14 protein-coding genes and 1 pseudogene are annotated in these 15163 nt (G+C 70.6%); 6 read left to right on the forward strand and 9 right to left on the reverse strand.

Features of this window, described 5'->3' with window-relative positions; all coding sequences use genetic code 11:
* Positions 1 to 5 precede the first annotated feature (5 nt).
* The gene (locus ACFYPA_RS27665) at positions 6 to 770 is read right to left on the reverse strand and encodes a MerR family transcriptional regulator (RefSeq protein ID WP_389134928.1); all 765 of its coding nucleotides are present in this window, start codon (positions 768 to 770) and stop codon (positions 6 to 8) included.
* A 258-nt stretch (positions 771 to 1028) separates the two neighbouring features.
* Here ACFYPA_RS27665 and ACFYPA_RS27670 point away from each other — a divergent pair, with 258 nt between their 5' ends.
* Together ACFYPA_RS27670 and ACFYPA_RS27675 are read left to right on the forward strand one after the other, a co-directional pair.
* Entirely contained in the window at positions 1029 to 2402 is a 1374-nt protein-coding gene (locus tag ACFYPA_RS27670; RefSeq protein WP_389134801.1) for a hypothetical protein, read from the forward strand.
* A gap of 40 nt (positions 2403 to 2442) precedes the next feature.
* Entirely contained in the window at positions 2443 to 2712 is a 270-nt protein-coding gene (locus tag ACFYPA_RS27675; protein WP_389134803.1) for a hypothetical protein, read from the forward strand.
* Between the two features lie 16 nt (positions 2713 to 2728).
* On the opposite strand, the gene ACFYPA_RS27680 is transcribed toward ACFYPA_RS27675, so the two are convergent.
* Positions 2729 to 3943, reverse strand: coding sequence for an RNA-guided endonuclease InsQ/TnpB family protein (locus ACFYPA_RS27680; protein WP_389134805.1), 1215 nt, complete (start codon positions 3941 to 3943; stop codon positions 2729 to 2731).
* A gap of 48 nt (positions 3944 to 3991) precedes the next feature.
* Here ACFYPA_RS27680 and tnpA point away from each other — a divergent pair, with 48 nt between their 5' ends.
* Positions 3992 to 4420, forward strand: coding sequence for an IS200/IS605 family transposase (gene tnpA, locus ACFYPA_RS27685; RefSeq protein WP_389134807.1), 429 nt, complete (start codon positions 3992 to 3994; stop codon positions 4418 to 4420).
* Positions 4421 to 4520: 100 nt separating this feature from the next.
* The gene (locus tag ACFYPA_RS27690; protein WP_389134810.1) at positions 4521 to 4823 is read left to right on the forward strand and encodes a hypothetical protein; all 303 of its coding nucleotides are present in this window, start codon (positions 4521 to 4523) and stop codon (positions 4821 to 4823) included.
* A 126-nt stretch (positions 4824 to 4949) separates the two neighbouring features.
* Here the strand turns inward: ACFYPA_RS27690 and ACFYPA_RS27695 are convergent, their stop codons facing one another.
* Positions 4950 to 5795, reverse strand: coding sequence for an LLM class F420-dependent oxidoreductase (locus ACFYPA_RS27695; RefSeq protein WP_389134813.1), 846 nt, complete (start codon positions 5793 to 5795; stop codon positions 4950 to 4952).
* 98 nt (positions 5796 to 5893) lie between these two features.
* Here ACFYPA_RS27695 and ACFYPA_RS27700 point away from each other — a divergent pair, with 98 nt between their 5' ends.
* A complete protein-coding gene (locus ACFYPA_RS27700) occupies positions 5894 to 6250 on the forward strand; it encodes a hypothetical protein (protein WP_389134815.1) in 357 nt (118 codons plus the stop codon).
* A gap of 161 nt (positions 6251 to 6411) precedes the next feature.
* Here the strand turns inward: ACFYPA_RS27700 and ACFYPA_RS27705 are convergent, their stop codons facing one another.
* Complete coding sequence (locus ACFYPA_RS27705; protein ID WP_389134818.1) at positions 6412 to 7269, reverse strand: LysR family transcriptional regulator; 858 nt, start codon at positions 7267 to 7269, stop codon at positions 6412 to 6414.
* A gap of 70 nt (positions 7270 to 7339) precedes the next feature.
* On the opposite strand from ACFYPA_RS27705, the gene ACFYPA_RS27710 reads away from it, so the two are divergent.
* Positions 7340 to 8071, forward strand: coding sequence for an SDR family oxidoreductase (locus ACFYPA_RS27710; protein ID WP_389134819.1), 732 nt, complete (start codon positions 7340 to 7342; stop codon positions 8069 to 8071).
* A 241-nt stretch (positions 8072 to 8312) separates the two neighbouring features.
* Here ACFYPA_RS27710 and ACFYPA_RS27715 read toward each other — a convergent pair.
* From ACFYPA_RS27715 to ACFYPA_RS27735, 5 genes and pseudogenes are all read right to left on the reverse strand, one after another.
* Positions 8313 to 8454 (reverse strand): annotated as a pseudogene (locus ACFYPA_RS27715) (RNA polymerase subunit sigma-24); the annotation flags it as partial.
* A gap of 497 nt (positions 8455 to 8951) precedes the next feature.
* Positions 8952 to 10331, reverse strand: a complete 1380-nt coding sequence (locus ACFYPA_RS27720; protein WP_359315365.1) for an MFS transporter — start codon at positions 10329 to 10331, stop codon at positions 8952 to 8954.
* A 191-nt stretch (positions 10332 to 10522) separates the two neighbouring features.
* Positions 10523 to 12001 carry an aldehyde dehydrogenase family protein gene (locus tag ACFYPA_RS27725; RefSeq protein ID WP_359085757.1) on the reverse strand — a complete coding sequence of 493 codons (1479 nt, stop codon included), beginning with the start codon at positions 11999 to 12001 and terminating at the stop codon, positions 10523 to 10525.
* On the reverse strand, positions 11998 to 13737 hold the full coding sequence (locus ACFYPA_RS27730; protein ID WP_359315368.1) for a D-aminoacylase: 1740 nt from the start codon (positions 13735 to 13737) through the stop codon (positions 11998 to 12000). Before ACFYPA_RS27730 ends, ACFYPA_RS27725 begins: the two co-directional genes overlap by 4 nt.
* A 197-nt stretch (positions 13738 to 13934) precedes the next feature.
* On the reverse strand, positions 13935 to 15056 hold the full coding sequence (locus ACFYPA_RS27735; RefSeq protein ID WP_359085755.1) for an LLM class flavin-dependent oxidoreductase: 1122 nt from the start codon (positions 15054 to 15056) through the stop codon (positions 13935 to 13937).
* Between the last annotated feature and the right edge of the window lie 107 nt (positions 15057 to 15163).

Genomic DNA, 15163 nt, shown 5'->3' on the forward strand with positions numbered 1-15163 from the left:
GCCGGTCAGCTCAGACGGGCTTCGGCGTAGGCCACCATCGCGTCACGCTGGTACGCGGCCAGGCCGTCGGCGACCCGGTCGAAGTTGACCCGCATCCGGGGGTCGTCGACGTAGATCCGGCCGAGGCCCACGTAGGCCTCCGCGTTCGGCGTCCAGAACCGGCAGATGGCCTGGTAGTGCGCAGCCGTCTCCGCCTGCACCGCCGGGTCGTCGGGCGGTGTGCCCGCCACCATGAATTCCGCGAAGCGGATCATCTGCGCGGTGGCCTCGCGTTGCCACGCCTCCTGGTCCGCGTCGGTCATCGTCTCCCTGGACCGGCGGGCCTCCTCCCACGCCTTCGGCCAGCGCTCGCGCACTTCGGCGTCTTCCTCGGCGGTGTGCTCAAGGCCCTCGAACAGGTTCTCCGGCCTGCTGATCTTCGCCATGTCGTGGTCGCCCTTCCCTTCCTCCAGTTCGGTGATGGTCCGCTCGACGGTGCTGACGAGCGTGTCCAGCCGGTCACGCTCCTCGCACAGCCGCCTGTGGTGCTCACGCAGTGCGCTCACCGGGTCGGTGCGCTCATCCAGCACGCGCCGGATCTCGCTCAGCCCCAGGCCCAGCTCCCGCATCAGCAGAATCCGCTGCAGGCGCAGCAGGTCAGCCTCTTCGTAGGAGCGGTGCCCATTGCTTCCGAATCCCGCAGGCGGCAGCAGGCCGATCTCGTCGTAGTACCGCAGTGTCCGGGACGTCACCCCGGACATCCGCACGACCTCCGCGATCGACCAGGCCATGGCCGTGCCTCCCCTCACCGGGCCGGTTCCTCCGGCCACACACTTGACCGTAGGAGTTGACGCAACGGCAAGCGCAACCCGGACACGGCGGCGGGCCGCTCCTGCGTGGGGCACATGGGAGCATTCCGCCGTGACTCCTGAAGAGATATGGGAAGCCGCCGGGCCGGCCGAGCAGCGACTGTCCGGTGTGGCGCTCAATCCGGCCGCGCCCGTCGACTCCTGCTGCGGATACTCGAGGACGGGCCGGACGCCGCGCGGATGGTGCTGGCCCGTGACCGGGTGCTGCCCGGCCCCGTGGTGGACGCGGTCGTGTCCCACCCCGACCCGCGCACGCGCAGCCTCTTCGCCCGGAACCCGTACGCCGATCCGGAGCAGCGGGCACGGCTGGTGGACGATCCGCATTATCTCGTACGGGGGCATCTGGCCCGGGAGCCCCGGGCCGACGACATCTGCCTGCCCCCGCCGTTGCCGGACCGGACCATCGTGCGGATCATCGAGACGTACGAAAGCGACCACCTCTGGGAGCTCAACCGGCTGATCTCGCCCGGTCTCCAGCGGGCGATGACCGCTCATCCCTCTGCGAAGGTCCGCTGCATGGGGATCGGCCGCCTCTCCTGGGACTCCCTGACACCCGGCGTCCGGGACGCCCTGCTGGCCGACCCGGACCCGGACGTACGGGCGGCGGCCGGCTCCAGCAGAGGCTGGTACGAACGGCTCCGCGACCCCGACGCGGTTCGGGAGGACCTGCCCGCGCAGAACTGCCACGCGCGCACTCACCTGTTGATGTACGGGACGCTCGCCCCGGATGTCGTGGCGGAGGCGTTGCCGCAGAACCCTCGGCTGATCGCTGCCAACGACAGCATCCCGCCGGAGACCGTGGCGCTGCTGGCCGCACACCCCGATCCCGAGGTGCGGGCCCGCGTCGCCGAGCGGCCCGATCTGGGACCGTCCGAGCGCCGCGCCCTTGCCGTGGATCCCGACCCTGAGGTGCGCCTCGCCCTCTCCGTACATCCGGCGCTGAGCGAGACGGAACGCGCCGCGATCGACTACGAGGTGGAACAGGACGACGCGTACAGCCACTTCCCCTCCTATGAACCGGAGTTGCTGCCCGACCCGGAGGAGAGCCGCCCCCTCGCACTGTCCGCCCACCCGCTTCTTCGGCGGCGGGCCGCCAGCCGGCCGAACCTCCCCGCCGACCTGGTCGCGCTCCTGGCGGACGACCCCGACCTCGGGGTACGGGTCCTGCTCGGCCAGAACCATCCGGACGCCCCGGCGGCGCTGCTGCTCCGCTGCTTCCTGGAGTACACCGGCCGCGACCGGTGGCATCTGACCGGGCACGGCAACTTCCCCCGCGCCGGGCTCGCCCGGTTCGCAGGCGACGAAGACCCTGCGGTCCGGCGGCTGGCCCTCCTCGACCCCGAGGTACGCGCGGACACCGCCGACCGTCTCACCCGCGACCCCGATCCGCAGGTCCGCGCGGACGCGGCACGCCACCCGCGGCTGCCACAGGACCGGATCGCCGCGCTCCTCGACGACCCCGAGCTCGGACACCGGGCCGCAGCCAACCCGGCGTTGCCGGCCGCGACGATGTACGAACTGATCGCCGCCCACGCGCATGGCGGGCACCGTTGACCTCGGGTGCAGAACTCCGGGGAGGAGGAGGTGGGGACCGTTGACCGACCAGGAACAGGAGCACATCTCGGACGGCCTGGCCATCATGCGGGAGCTTGAGCGCGTGCTCGGTCACCGCTACTCGGAGAAGACCCCTCAGTGGGCGGACCTGGGCTTTCCCGTGATCGACCGGGGCCCGTACGCGATCTTCCCGCTCGCGGTGGCCCATGGGCGGGAGGACGGCGGTTCCGCAGGGGCCGGGCGCCTGTCCGGCATGCGGAGCAGCATCGAGCGCCACTGCGTCCACCTCTGTGACTCCTCCCCGCCCTGAAGGGCGGGGCTTCTCGCTATGCCGTGTTGGCGTTGCGACGGACCAGCCCGGCCCGTAGAACGTTGAGTGCCCCGACCTCGTCGGCATGAGCCCGGTGGCCGCAGTCGACGCAGTGGAACTTCTCCTGTGTGGGCCGGTTCTCCTTCGCGGTGTGCCCGCATGCGGGACACCGCCGGGAGGTGTTGCGGGGGTCCACGGCCATCACTTCCCGCCCGGCACTCTCAGCCTTCGCGTTCAGGATCGTCAGGAACACCCCCCAACCGGCATCAGCGATCGAACGGTTCAGCCCGGCCTTGGCCGCAGCCCCGTTGGACAGGAACACGCCCGGCCTCTCGGGATCGGGCTTCGGTGCGGGGGCCTTGCTCATGTTGCGGATCTTTAGGTCTTCGTGCGCGATGAAGTCGTGCGCGCGGACCAGGGTGAGCGCGGTCTTGTGTGCGTGGTCGAGCCGCCGACGCCGCACCTTGCCGTGCAGGGCTCCCACCTTCTCCACCGCCCGCTGATGGTTGCGGGTGCGGTCCTTGGCCCTGCATCGTGGGAACCGAGACAGCGCCCGCTGCGCGGCCTCCAGCCTGGCGGCGGCCTTGCGGGCGTGGCGCGGGTTGGGGATGTGGGTGCCGTCGGAATCGGTGAGGAACGAGGCGATCCCGAGGTCGATTCCGATGTCGGAGCCGGTCGCGGGCAGTGGCTCGGGCACGGCCTGTTCGGCTGTGAGTACGACGAACCACTTGCGGCCCTCGCGTTTCACGCTGACGGTCTTGACCGTGCCGAGCACCGCCCGGTGCTGGTTGACCCTGACGTGCCCGACGCCCTGGAAGCGGACCCGGGTGACCGGGTCGTGCGGGGTCGAGTCCCAGCGGCACCCGTCCCCGTCCCGGGGGAAGTCCACCGTGTCGAACCAATTCACCCCGCGAAAGCGCGGGTAGCCGGGCTTGTCCCCTGCCTTGACCCGACGGAAGAACGCGGTAAACGCCTTGTCCAGCCTTCGCAAGGTTGCCTGCTGGGAGCTGAACGACCAGCGGCCCTGACGCTCGGGGTCGAAGGCCCTGATGTCCTTGAGCTGTCCGGACTGCATCCCGTACTTGATGCTCGTTCTCGAGGGGTGGCGGTAGGCGTCACGGCGTTCCTGCAACGCACCGTTGTAGAGCGAGCAGTGATCACGCAGCATTTCACCCAGCGCGATCGCCTGCCCCACGGTGGGCCGTAAGAGAAACTTGTACGCACGAATCAACCAGCCCACCCCCTTCGCCCGGCTTGTCCAACACACTACCCTTGGTGAATGTCACCGCGCTGGGAAACCGATCCCGAAGTTCGCAGGGGAAATCATGTCGTTTTCAACTTGCACGTGCACTTGGTGTTTGTCACCAAGTATCGGCGCGGTGTCTTCAACGACGACATGCTGACCCGCTGCGAAGAGATCATGCGGGACGTCTGTCGGTCCTTCGAGGCGGAGCTGCGCGAGTTCAACGGCGAGGATGATCACGTCCACCTTCTGGTGCACTACCCACCGAAGGTCCAGCTGTCCAAACTGGTCAACTCCCTCAAAGGGGTCTCCTCTCGGTACTTGCGCCAGGAGTTCAGCGGCCGCACCAACCGAGCAATCACGCACGGCCGCTTCTGGTCCCCGTCCTACTTCGCAGGGTCCTGCGGCGGAGCACCGCTGAGCATCGTCAAGCAGTACATCGAGCAGCAGAAACGTCCGCTCTGACCATCACGTCAGAGCAGCCACGAGATCGCATTCCCGCCCGGCCTGAAGGCCGGGATTCCCTGCGAAGATCGGGGATGGCGGGGACTTCTTCCACGCGGAGATGGACCTCGATCCCGACGAGGGGTACGGCCGGAAGCTCATCGCCGCCGGAGCCGTCATCAACGGAGGGCGCTGGGAGTGCGTGTGGTCCATCCAGCGCTTCGCCGTGGTGCTCGCGCACTCGGTCGATCAGGAACGCGCGCGGGAGACGCTGGCGCTCCACATCGTCCCGCTGGACTGGGTCCGGTACCGCCCGGTCAACTCGGGAACGAAGCGCGAAGCATCACGCCACCGGCGCATCCTCAGGGAGCGGGATGCCGCCGATGTGGTCTGGGCGTGGCCGCTCCCGATGCCGGACGGATGAACGGACGAGGGGTCGGGAACGCGGTTTCCGGCCCTTCTCCGGCGCGGAGCGGGCGCGACCAACCCCCGACTCGCCCTCGACGCGTCACCGGGCGCGTCGAGGACGAGAAGGGCGGGGCCTGCCGCCCTAGAGGTACTCCGCGAACGCGTCGAGCGTCCGCAGGACCTCCGGTTCGGCGGCGGGGGGCAGTTGGAGGACGACCTCCTCGATGCCCAGGTCCGCGTAGTGCGTCAGCTTGCCCGGGCTCGGGAGGACCGCGTACGGGACCACCTGGAGGTCCTTCGGGTCGCGGCCCGCCGCCTCCCAGACCGTACGGAGCTTGGGCACGGACTCCGTCAGACCCCGGCCGCCGATCGGCAGCCAGCCGTCCGCGTACTCCGCGATGTGTGCGAACAGCTTCGGGCCGGCCGCGCCGCCGATCAGGGTGCGCGGGCCGACCAGCGGGCCGTGCGGCTCCTGGACGGGCTTCGGGTAGGCGTGACTCGCCCGCACCGAGCCGAAATCACCCTCGTAGGCCGTCGGTTCGGCCGACCACAGGGCGCGCATCAACGCCATCCGGTCACGGCCGAGCTCCCGGCGCGTCGACCAGTGCACACCGTGGTCCGCCGCTTCCTCCACGTTCCAGCCGAAGCCGAGGCCCAGCGTGAAGCGGCCGCCGGAGAGGTGGTCGAGGGTGGCGATCTGTTTGGCCAGATCGATCGGGTCGTGCTGGGTGATCAGCGTGATTCCGGTGCCCAGGTGCAGCCGTTCGGTCACCGCGGCGGCCTGCGCGAGGGCGACGAACGGGTCCAGGGTGCGGCCGTACTCGGGCGGGAGGTCGCCGCCCGCCGGGTAAAGAGTTTCCCTGCTCACCGGGATGTGCGTGTGCTCCGGAAGATAGAGCCCGGCGAATCCCCGCTGCTCAAGCTGGTGCGCGAGCCGCACCGGTGTGATCGTTTCGTCGGTGAGGAAGATCGTTGTGCCGATCCGCATGCGAGAACACCTCCGTCGTTGTCTGGTGGCGGCTCAAACGTATGCCGTACGGTGCGCAAAGCCGAGGCTTCGGCGACTTCGGGGGAGGTCCTTTCGCCATGATTCGTACGCGTACCCGCACCGTTCTCACCGCCCTGTTCCTGACGGGCGTACTCATCGGCGGCGCGCCCGTCGCGGCATCCGCTGCCACGCCCGCCGCCGCCGTCTCCCGTACCGCGTCGGTGCAGAACGCGGGGCATGTGGAGGGGGCCGCAGCCGTCCACACCGGTGTGCGCGAGGCCGCGCACACGTACAAGGCCACGAGCAAGAGCAAAAGCAAAAGTAGGAGCAAGAAGCGGCGGAAGCACGGCTCCGGCGGGTTCGGCGGCGGGCTGATCCTGGGGATCGTGCTCGCCGTGATCGTCGTCGGCATCATCGCGTTCGTGCTCGTCGCCCGCGCCCGGCGCAACTCCTAGTGGGTCGGCTCGGATTGTCGACCGCGTAATTGGTTCGCCGTCCGGTGCCCGTCGTTCTGCCGCCAGGTGTGATCTCGACGGTGGCCGTGAGGGCGTCCTGGAGTGTTCGCACGCCTGCGAGCATGAGCGAGGGCGCCTCTCACCCCGCGTGTCTCCCCGCTCTACCCGCCGTGGCCCGTCGCCTTGCCCGCGACGGTGGCGGCCGCGCGGACGAAGGCGGCCAGGGCTGGGGAGGTGGCGTGCTCGGGCCAGGCGAGGACGAGCGTGGTGGGCTCGGCATCATCGACTGGGACGGCGACCAGGTCGTCGCGGAGCTGGTCGCGGATGGAGGAGGGGAGGACGGCGACCATGCGGCGCAAGGCGATGAGGTGGAGAAGCTGCCCGAGGTCGTGGATCTCGGGGCCGGGTGGGTCACCCTCAGGTGCGCCCGGCCAGCGCGGCAGCGGCTCCCCGGCGAGGTCGTTCAGGCGAACTCGGGTACGGCCCGCGAGGCGATGCGAACTCGGCATCACGAGAAGTTGAGTCTCGGTCAGGAGGTCCTGGGTGTCCAGGCCGGTGAGGTCGTGGTGGGGGCGGTGGAGCAGGGCGGCGTCGGCACGACCCTCCCGCAGGAGGATCTCACGCTCGCCGAAGCTGCACACCAGCTCGACCGGCAGCGCACCCGGCTCAGTCTGATAGGCGTCGAGGATCGCGGGCAGCAGGCCACCGTCGCCGCCCGGCTTGATGACCAGGACCAGACGCGGGTCGGCGCGGCCGGCCCGCCGGGTGCGGTGTGCCGCGGCCGACGCGGCGTCGAGCACCGTACGGCTCTCGCGGAGCAGGACGGCCCCCGCCTCGGTCAGTGCGAGCCGGCGACTGCCACGTTCCAACAGGGCTACGCCCAGGCGTCGTTCGAGCTGCTGAATGGCGCGGGAAAGCGGCGGTTGGGTCATCCCTAGCCGGGCGGCCGCCCGACCGAAGTGCAGTTCTTCGGCGACAGCGGTGAAGTAGACGAGCTCGCGGACCTCCAGTCTTTCCATACCCGCACGGTATCGCTGCGTACCTGGTTGGTGTTGGAACTCCCGGCCGCCCCCGTGGTTGGCTGAACGCATGACAGAAACCACGACTGCCCTGGTCACCGGTGCCAACAAGGGCATCGGGCGCGAGGTCGCAGCCCGGCTCGCCTCGCTCGGGACGAACGTCCTGCTGGCCTCGCGCGACCCGCACCGCGGTGCGGCAGCCGCAGCCGACCTGGGCCCGCGGGTGTACCCGGTCCCCCTGGACGTCACCGACCGCGCCGGCGTCCTGTCCGCCGCCCGCTGGATCGAGGAGCGCTTTGGCCGGCTGGACATCCTGGTCAACAACGCCGGCATCTCTGGCGACCTCGCCGCCCAAAGCCCTGGCAGTGTCGAACTGCCCGCTGTACGCGAGGTGTTCGAGACCAACGTGTTCGGCGTGATCAGCGTGACCACCACGATGCTGCCGCTGCTCGCCCGCTCCCCCGCCGCCCGGATCGTCAATGTCAGCAGTGGACTGGGCTCCATCGCCCGGATGACCGATCCCGAGGACTACTTCACAACCCGGCCCCCGTTGGCCGCGTACGTCCCGTCCAAGACCGCACTCAACTCGCTGACCGTGCAGTACGCCAAGGAACTGCGCAGCCGCAACATCCTGGTCAACGCCGCCGATCCGGGGCCGTGTGCGACCGACTTCACCACCGCGTTCCCCGGCCTCACCCGCACCGCGGCCGACGGCGCGGCCGTGGTCGTCCGGCTCGCCACGCTGCCCGATGACGGGCCGACCGGCGGCTTCTTCGACGAGCACGGCCCGGTTCCCTGGTGAGCTGCCTGTCAGGGAACCGAGGGACGGGGTGGTGGGGGTCAGCCCGGACGGGATGGGCGAGCCGGGGACCGCGCCGGCGCCCGAGGGGCCGCAGCGCCCGGGTTACCCGCCGGACCGCCCCGGCAACAGCCGACGGAAGGGAAGCGGACCGTCAGGCGGCCTTGGCCGGGTGCTCGGTCCAGGTGCGGATGGGTGAGTCGGGGCAAAGCTGGTCTTCGGTTCGGCGCGGGCGAGGGCTCGGTCAGCGGCGCAGGGTGGTCTCCCCGCTCCATGCGCGACAGTTTTTCCGGGTTGCGCACGGCGTACAACCCGCTGATGAGGCCCTCGTCGATGCGCACCGCCACGACGGTGTCGATCTCGCCGTCGATCCGGAGAACCAGCGCCGTTGATCGCCGTGATCAACGCCGCGAACCGCGTCGGCGTCATAGTCTGAAACCAGGGCGGCCCCTACGAACCCGGCAACCTCGCCGCCCTCACGAACTGACGAAAACCCCGACAACGGCCCACCGGGCCGACCCCTATCCGAGCACGCTCTTGTGGACCCCTCGACCATGCGTCGCAGCATGACCAGTTCTTGGGTGGGCTGGGGCAGCGGAGACTGCTGGATCGCCAGGCTGACGTTGTAGAGCCGCTTGCTGATCTTGGCGCCGAGCTCGTTGGCGAACAGGTCGAAACGGGGTTCCATGACTTCGTCCTCACTTGTGGAGTCGCTTGCCGCGCGGATCGTTCGCGTGGCGACGGCAAGGCCGGCCCGACGCCATGCGCGAGTTGCCCGAGGCGGGCGACACGCGTGATGGCGGGTCGGGTCCGGCGCGGGCAGCGTCGCCACAGCGTGGAGCCGTCCTCCGAGGGCTCGTTGCCGGGGTGGGCGGGCGGGGTCTCAGGACGGGCGGTGCTGCGGGACGGCCGCCGACGTGCGGTCCGGCGCGGGCGGCGCGAGAGGTCGCAACCGCCGCTCGCAGGTGCGTCGTTGTACGTACGCGAGCCCCGCGACGACCGTCCCGAGCACCAGCCAGCCCGCCGGTCCGGCCGCCATCACGACGCCGGTCAGCAGCGGCGGCCCGGCGGACTTCTGGATGGACTGGGACATGCCGGCCACGCCCAGGTACGCGGCCCGCGCGTCGGGCGGTGCGAGCAGGACGGCCAGCTCCCAGGAGCTCACCGAGCGCATCAGCTCCGCCAGGGTGACCAGGACCGCCGCCGCGAGCAGGACCACCGCGGCCGTCCAGGTCCCGCACCGGGTGGCGGCGGCGAGCAGGGCGCAGCACGCGAACATCAGGACTCCGTACAGGGCGACCGTCCGCAGCACGCGGTGCGGGCCCTCCGCCCGGTTGGAGATGGTCAGTTGGAGCGTGACGACGAGCACGGTGTTGATGACCAGGACGGCCGGTACGAGGGCGTGCGGCGCGGACGTGCTGCTCACCAGCCACAGCGGCAGGCCTACGCCGAGGACGGAGTCGTCGAGGTTCATCGGGATGTCGAGGAGGACGAAGCGGAGGTATCCGCGGTCCCGCCACGGGCTCCTGGGAGAGGCGGTCCCGTGGGGGGCCGCCGGGGCGGTGCCGGGCGCCTCGTTCCTCGCCACTTCCACCGTCACCGTGTCCCGTGGCTCGCGGGTGCGGCGGACCAGGAGCGCGGCGACGACGAAGGACAGCGCGTTGGCGAGGATCATCGCCCGGTAGGCCTCCGTGGTGCCGAGGGCCAGCCCGATGGCGGCCAGCCCCGCGCCGACGCCGTAACCGGCGTTGGCCGCGCTGCGGGACAACGCCTGGTAGGCGGCGCGACGTTCACCGGCCGTTCGGGTGGCGAACAGCATCTCCAGTGTCTTCGCCGACCGGTCGCCGAGATAGGTGGCCGCGATGACGGGGAGCAGGGCCGCGAAGCCGGTGCACGTGAGCACCAGGGTCAGGGTCACCAGTCGGAGCAGGTGGCAGCCGATCAGCAGCGGGCGGACCGGGAAGCGGCCGGCCAGGCGTCCGGCCAGGGGCGACCCTGCGATGCCCGCGACGCCGGCCACCCCGAGCAGCACACCGATCTGCTGCGGACTCAGATGCGTGACGAAGGTGAGGTAGAGGACCGAAGAGGCGGCCCACAGGCCGGAGCCGGTGCGGTCGACGGCCAGGGCGAGCAGCATGATGCGGGCGTTCCGGCCGCCCGGCGGATGGCGCAACTGGGCCAGCAGCCCCGCCCCGCCCCGGCCCTCGCTCCCGCCCTGGCCCTTCCGCTTCCGCGCGCTTCCGCTCCCTGACCTGCGGCGCACCGCTCACCCCCGGGTATCTCGACGTCAAGATATATACAGACCAGGGCAGCCTGCCGGGAGTTATTCTCGATGTCAAGATACTTGATGGCGAGAGACTTACTCTCGCTCGTGGAGGGCGACCCCTCTCGCAGAAGGCGGCGAGCGGACTCTCTCGTGCGGGCCGGTCGGCTCAGCCCGGCAGACCGGCCGGCTCAGCCCGGCCAGACGATCGCCTGGAGTTCGCTGTACGCGTGCAGCGCGTACGAACCGACGTCCCGCCCGACCCCGCTGCGCTTGAACCCGCCGAACGGGGCTTCCATGTTGCGGCCGATGGTGTTCACCCCGACCCCGCCCGCGCGCAGCCGGCGGGCGACGCGGAAGGCGCGGGCCACGTCGCCGGACCAGACGTAGTCGATCAGTCCGTAGTCGCTGTCGTTGGCCAGTGCGATGGCTTCCTCCTCGTCGTCGAAGGGGACGACCACCACGACCGGGCCGAAGATCTCCTCCCGCACCACACGCATGTCGTTCGTGCAGTCGGCCAGCAGCGTGGGCGCGACGTAGAAGCCGCGGCCGGTCGGGTCGGGGCGTTCGCCGCCAGTGACGACGCGGGCCCCCTCCTTGCGGCCCAGCTCCACGTACGCCTCGACGCGGTCGCGGTGGGCCGCCGAGATGACCGGGCCGACGACCGTGCCCTTCGCCCTCGGATCGCCGACCGTCAGATACCCGGCGTACGCGGTGAGCTTCTCGATCAGCGCGTCGTGGACGCCCCTCTGGACCAGGACGCGGGTCGGAGCCGTACAGATCTGGCCGCTGTAGAACGAGAACGTCGTCCCGATGCCCGCGACCGCCGAGTCCAGGTCCGCGTCGTCGAGGACGACGGCGGCGCCCTTCCCGCCCAGCTCCATCAACTGCCGCTTCATCGAACGGCCGCAGACCTCCGCGATGCGCTGCCCGACGGAGGTGGAACCGGTGAAGCTGACCATGTCGACGTCCGGTGAGTCGACCGCGGCCTCGCCGACGACCGGGCCCGAACCGCTGACCACGTTGACGACACCGGCCGGCACGCCCGCCTCCGCGAGGGCCTCGGCCATCCGGTAGACGGAGAGCGGGTCCTGCGGGGCCGGCTTCACGACGACCGTGTTGCCCATCGCGAGCGCGGGGGCGATCTTGCCGGCCGGGTTGGCCCAGGGGTTGTTGTACGAGGTGATGCAGGTGACGACGCCGACCGGCTGGCGCACGGCGAGCGCCCCGAAGATCCCGGCCCGGCCCATCGGCCCGGCCTCGTTGATCTGCGGCGGCACCGCCTCCTCGGCGGGTTCCAGCGCCCCCTTCGCGTACCGCCGGAAGCGGGCCGCGCCGACCGCGACCTGCATCCCGCGGGCCGTACCGGTGGTGGCGCCGCTCTCCGCCTGGGCGAGGGCCGCGTTGGCCGTGAAGTCACGCTGCATCAGGCCGGCGGCGCGGTCGAGGATCGCGGCGCGTTCCTCGGGGCGGGTGCGGGACCAGGGGCCGAAGGCGTCGCGGGCGGCGGCGGCCGCCTCGTACACCTGGGCGCGGCTCGCCTCGGGGGCGAGGCCGACAACCTCCTCGGTGGCCGGGTCGATGACCTCGTAGTGGCCGTCGGCGGGTTCGGTCCACTCGCCGCCGATGAACAGGCGCTGGGGCGTGCTGCTCGCAGCGTGCTCGCTCATACCGTGCTCACCGTCCGGGTGTCGCGGCCGGAGCGCAGCACCGTGCCGGGGACCGCGCCGGTCACCTTGTCCTCGCGCAGGGTCTCCACCCCGTTGACGCGGACCGACACGATGCCGAGCGCCTTGGAGTCCAGCCGGGGGCTGTCGCCGGGCAGGTCGTGGACGAGGGTGGCGGGGCCCGCGTCGATGCGTTCGGGGTCGAAGAGCACGAGGTCGGCGTGGAAGCCCTCCTCGACGCGTCCTCGGTCACGCAGCCCGAAGAGGCGGGCCGGGTCGTCGGTCAGCATCTTGACGGCCCGTTCCAGCGGCATGAGCCGGCGGCCGCGCAGACAGTCGCCGAGGAAGCGGGTCGTGTACGGGGCGCCGCACATCCGGTCCAGGTGGGCGCCCGCGTCGGAGCCGCCGAGCATGACGTCCTCGTGGTCCCAGGTTTGCTGCCGCAGCGCCCACGAGTCGGGGTCGTTGTCGGTGGGCATCGGCCACAGGACCGTCCGCAGGTCGTCGGCCGCGCAGATCTCGACGAGGCAGTGGAAGGGGTCCATTCCGCGCTCGGCGGCGATGTCCTTGACCACCCGCCCGCTGAGGCCCTCGTTCGCCTCGCTGTACGTGTCGCCGATGACGTACCGGCCGAAGTTCGCGAGGCGGCGGAAGACGCCCGCCTCCCTGCTGTCGGCGCGGCGCAGCATCTCGGCGCGGGTGTCCGCGTCACGGAGCCGCTCGATGCGTTCGGGTACGGGGAGGGCGAGGACGTCGCCCCAGCCGGGGATCAGGTTGAGGGCGCAGAACGTGCCGAGCGACATGTTCATCGGAGTGAGGATCGGCATCGTCAGCGCCACGATCCGGCCGCCCGCGCGGCGTGCCCGTTCGCTGGGGATCAGCTGACGCGGTACGCGTTCGGGGACGGCGGCGTCGATGGTCAGGACGTTCCAGTTGAGCGGGCGCCCGGCGGCGGCCGTCATGTCGACGAGCAGGTCGATCTCGTCGTCCGAGAACTGGTCGAGGCAGCCGGCCACGATCGCCTCGATCTGCGTGCCCTCGTGCTCGCCGACGGCCCTGGAGAGTGCGAGGAGTTCCTCGGGCAGTGCGTGCCGGGAGGCGACCGGCTGTCCGTCGCCGTCGGAGTGCGTGGAGGACTGGGTGGTGGACAGACCCCACGCGCCCGCGTCCATCGCGTCGTGGAACAGCGCGAGCATGGCGTCGAGTTGGGCGGGCGTGGGCCGTCCACCGACCGCGTCCGCGCCCATGACGTGGCGGCGCAGGGCGCAGTGCCCGACCATGAAACCGGCGTTCACGGCGATGCGCCCGTCGAGTGCGTCGAGGTACTCACGGAAGCTGGACCAGCTCCAGTCGACGCCCTCCTCCAGGGCCTTCAGCGCCATCCCCTCGACCCGCGACATCATGCGCCGGGTGTAGTCGGCGTCCTCGGGACGGTCCGGGTGGAGCGGGGCGAGGGTGAACCCGCAGTTGCCGCCGGCGACGGTGGTGACGCCGTGGTTCATCGACGGGGTGGCGTACGGGTCCCAGAAGAGCTGCGCGTCGTAATGCGTGTGCGGGTCGACGAAGCCGGGCGCGAGGACCAGGCCGGTGGCGTCCTCGCTGGTCACAGCCTCCTCGGCGACGGTGCCGGGCTCCGCGATGACGGCGATGCGGCCGTCCCGGATGCCGACGTCCGCGGGGTAGGAGGGCCCGCCGGTGCCGTCCACGACGGTCGCTCCGCGAATGAGGTGGTCGAGCATGACGGGGTTCCTTTCTCCGTGGTGGTCTGGTCTCCGTGGTGGTCCGGTGCGCCGGGGTGCGTACGGCCGCGGTACGCACCCCGGCTCGCGGAGCGGCGGTCCGGGAAGACGCCGCCCGCGGATCGGGCCCGGCCGGGCAGGAGCAAGCCCCTTGGGCCATCGAGGGGCGGGGGCACGGGGGCAGCGGCCCCCGCGACCTACGCCGCGTCGCGGAACCGCGTCGTCCGGTGCACCGGGTCCGTGTCGATCTTCGGGATCACGTGCTCGCCGATCAGCTTGATCGAGTTGATCGTGTCCTCGGGACTGATCCCGATCGGCAGCCCGAAGCTCAGCTGGTCCGCCCCGGCCTGCTCCCACCGCCGGCACTGGGTCAGCACCTCGTCCGGGTCGCCGCAGATCATCAGCTCCTCGGCGATCAGGAGCTCGATGATCTCCTCGGAGTACTCCGGCAGCAGCTCCGGCCACTCCGGGATGCCCTCCGGCCGGGGGAACGTGTCGTGGTAGCGGAACAGCAGCGACTGGAGGTAGTTCAGCCCGCCGCCCACCGCGATCTCGACGGCCTTCTTGTGGGTCTCGGCGCAGATCGCCGTCGAGGTCACCATGACGTTGTCGTTGACGAAGTCACCGACCGGCTCGGCGTCCTTGACCGCGTTCTTGTAGGACTCGACGACCCACTCCATGTCGGAGACCTTCTGCACACTGAAGCCCAGCACCCCGAGCCCCTTCTTCCCCGCCATGGCGTACGAGGGCGGCGAGCCGGCCGCGTACCACATCGCCGGGTGCGACTTCCCGTACGGCTTGGGCAGGATCTTGCGCGGCGGCAGGGACCAGTGCTTGCCCTGGAAGCCGACGTACTCGTCCTGGAGCCACATCTTGGGGAACTCGGCGATGGTCTCCTCCCAGAGCTCCTTCGTGTGGTTCATGTCGGTGATGCCCGGCATGAACCCGAGGATCTCGTGGGTGCCCGCCCCGCGACCGGAGCCGAACTCGAAGCGCCCCTCGGAGAGGTGATCCATCATGGCGACCTTCTCGGCCACCTTCACCGGGTGGTTGACCGGGGCGAGCGGGTTGAAGATGCCGGAGCCGAGGTGGATGCGGTCCGTGGCGTGGGCGAGATAGCCCAGGTACACGTCGTTGGCCGACAGGTGCGAGTACTCCTCCAGGAAGTGGTGCTCGGAGGCCCAGGCGTACTTGAAGCCGGACTTGTCCGCCTGGATGACGTACTCGGTCTCCTCGATCAGCGCCTTGTGCTCTGCCCCGGGGTCCGCCTTGGCCCGCGCGGCGGGCACGTACCCCTGTACAAAGAGCCCGAATTCCAAGGGGGTTCACCGTCCTCAATCGTTTCTGACACACCGTCAGATTCTGATGCGTCCGACTGTTCCACCGACACCCCGACCCGTCAATAGCTGATGCCGCGTCAGCTACG

This window comes from Streptomyces sp. NPDC005775 (genome assembly GCF_042871565.1).
Taxonomy (GTDB): domain Bacteria; phylum Actinomycetota; class Actinomycetes; order Streptomycetales; family Streptomycetaceae; genus Streptomyces.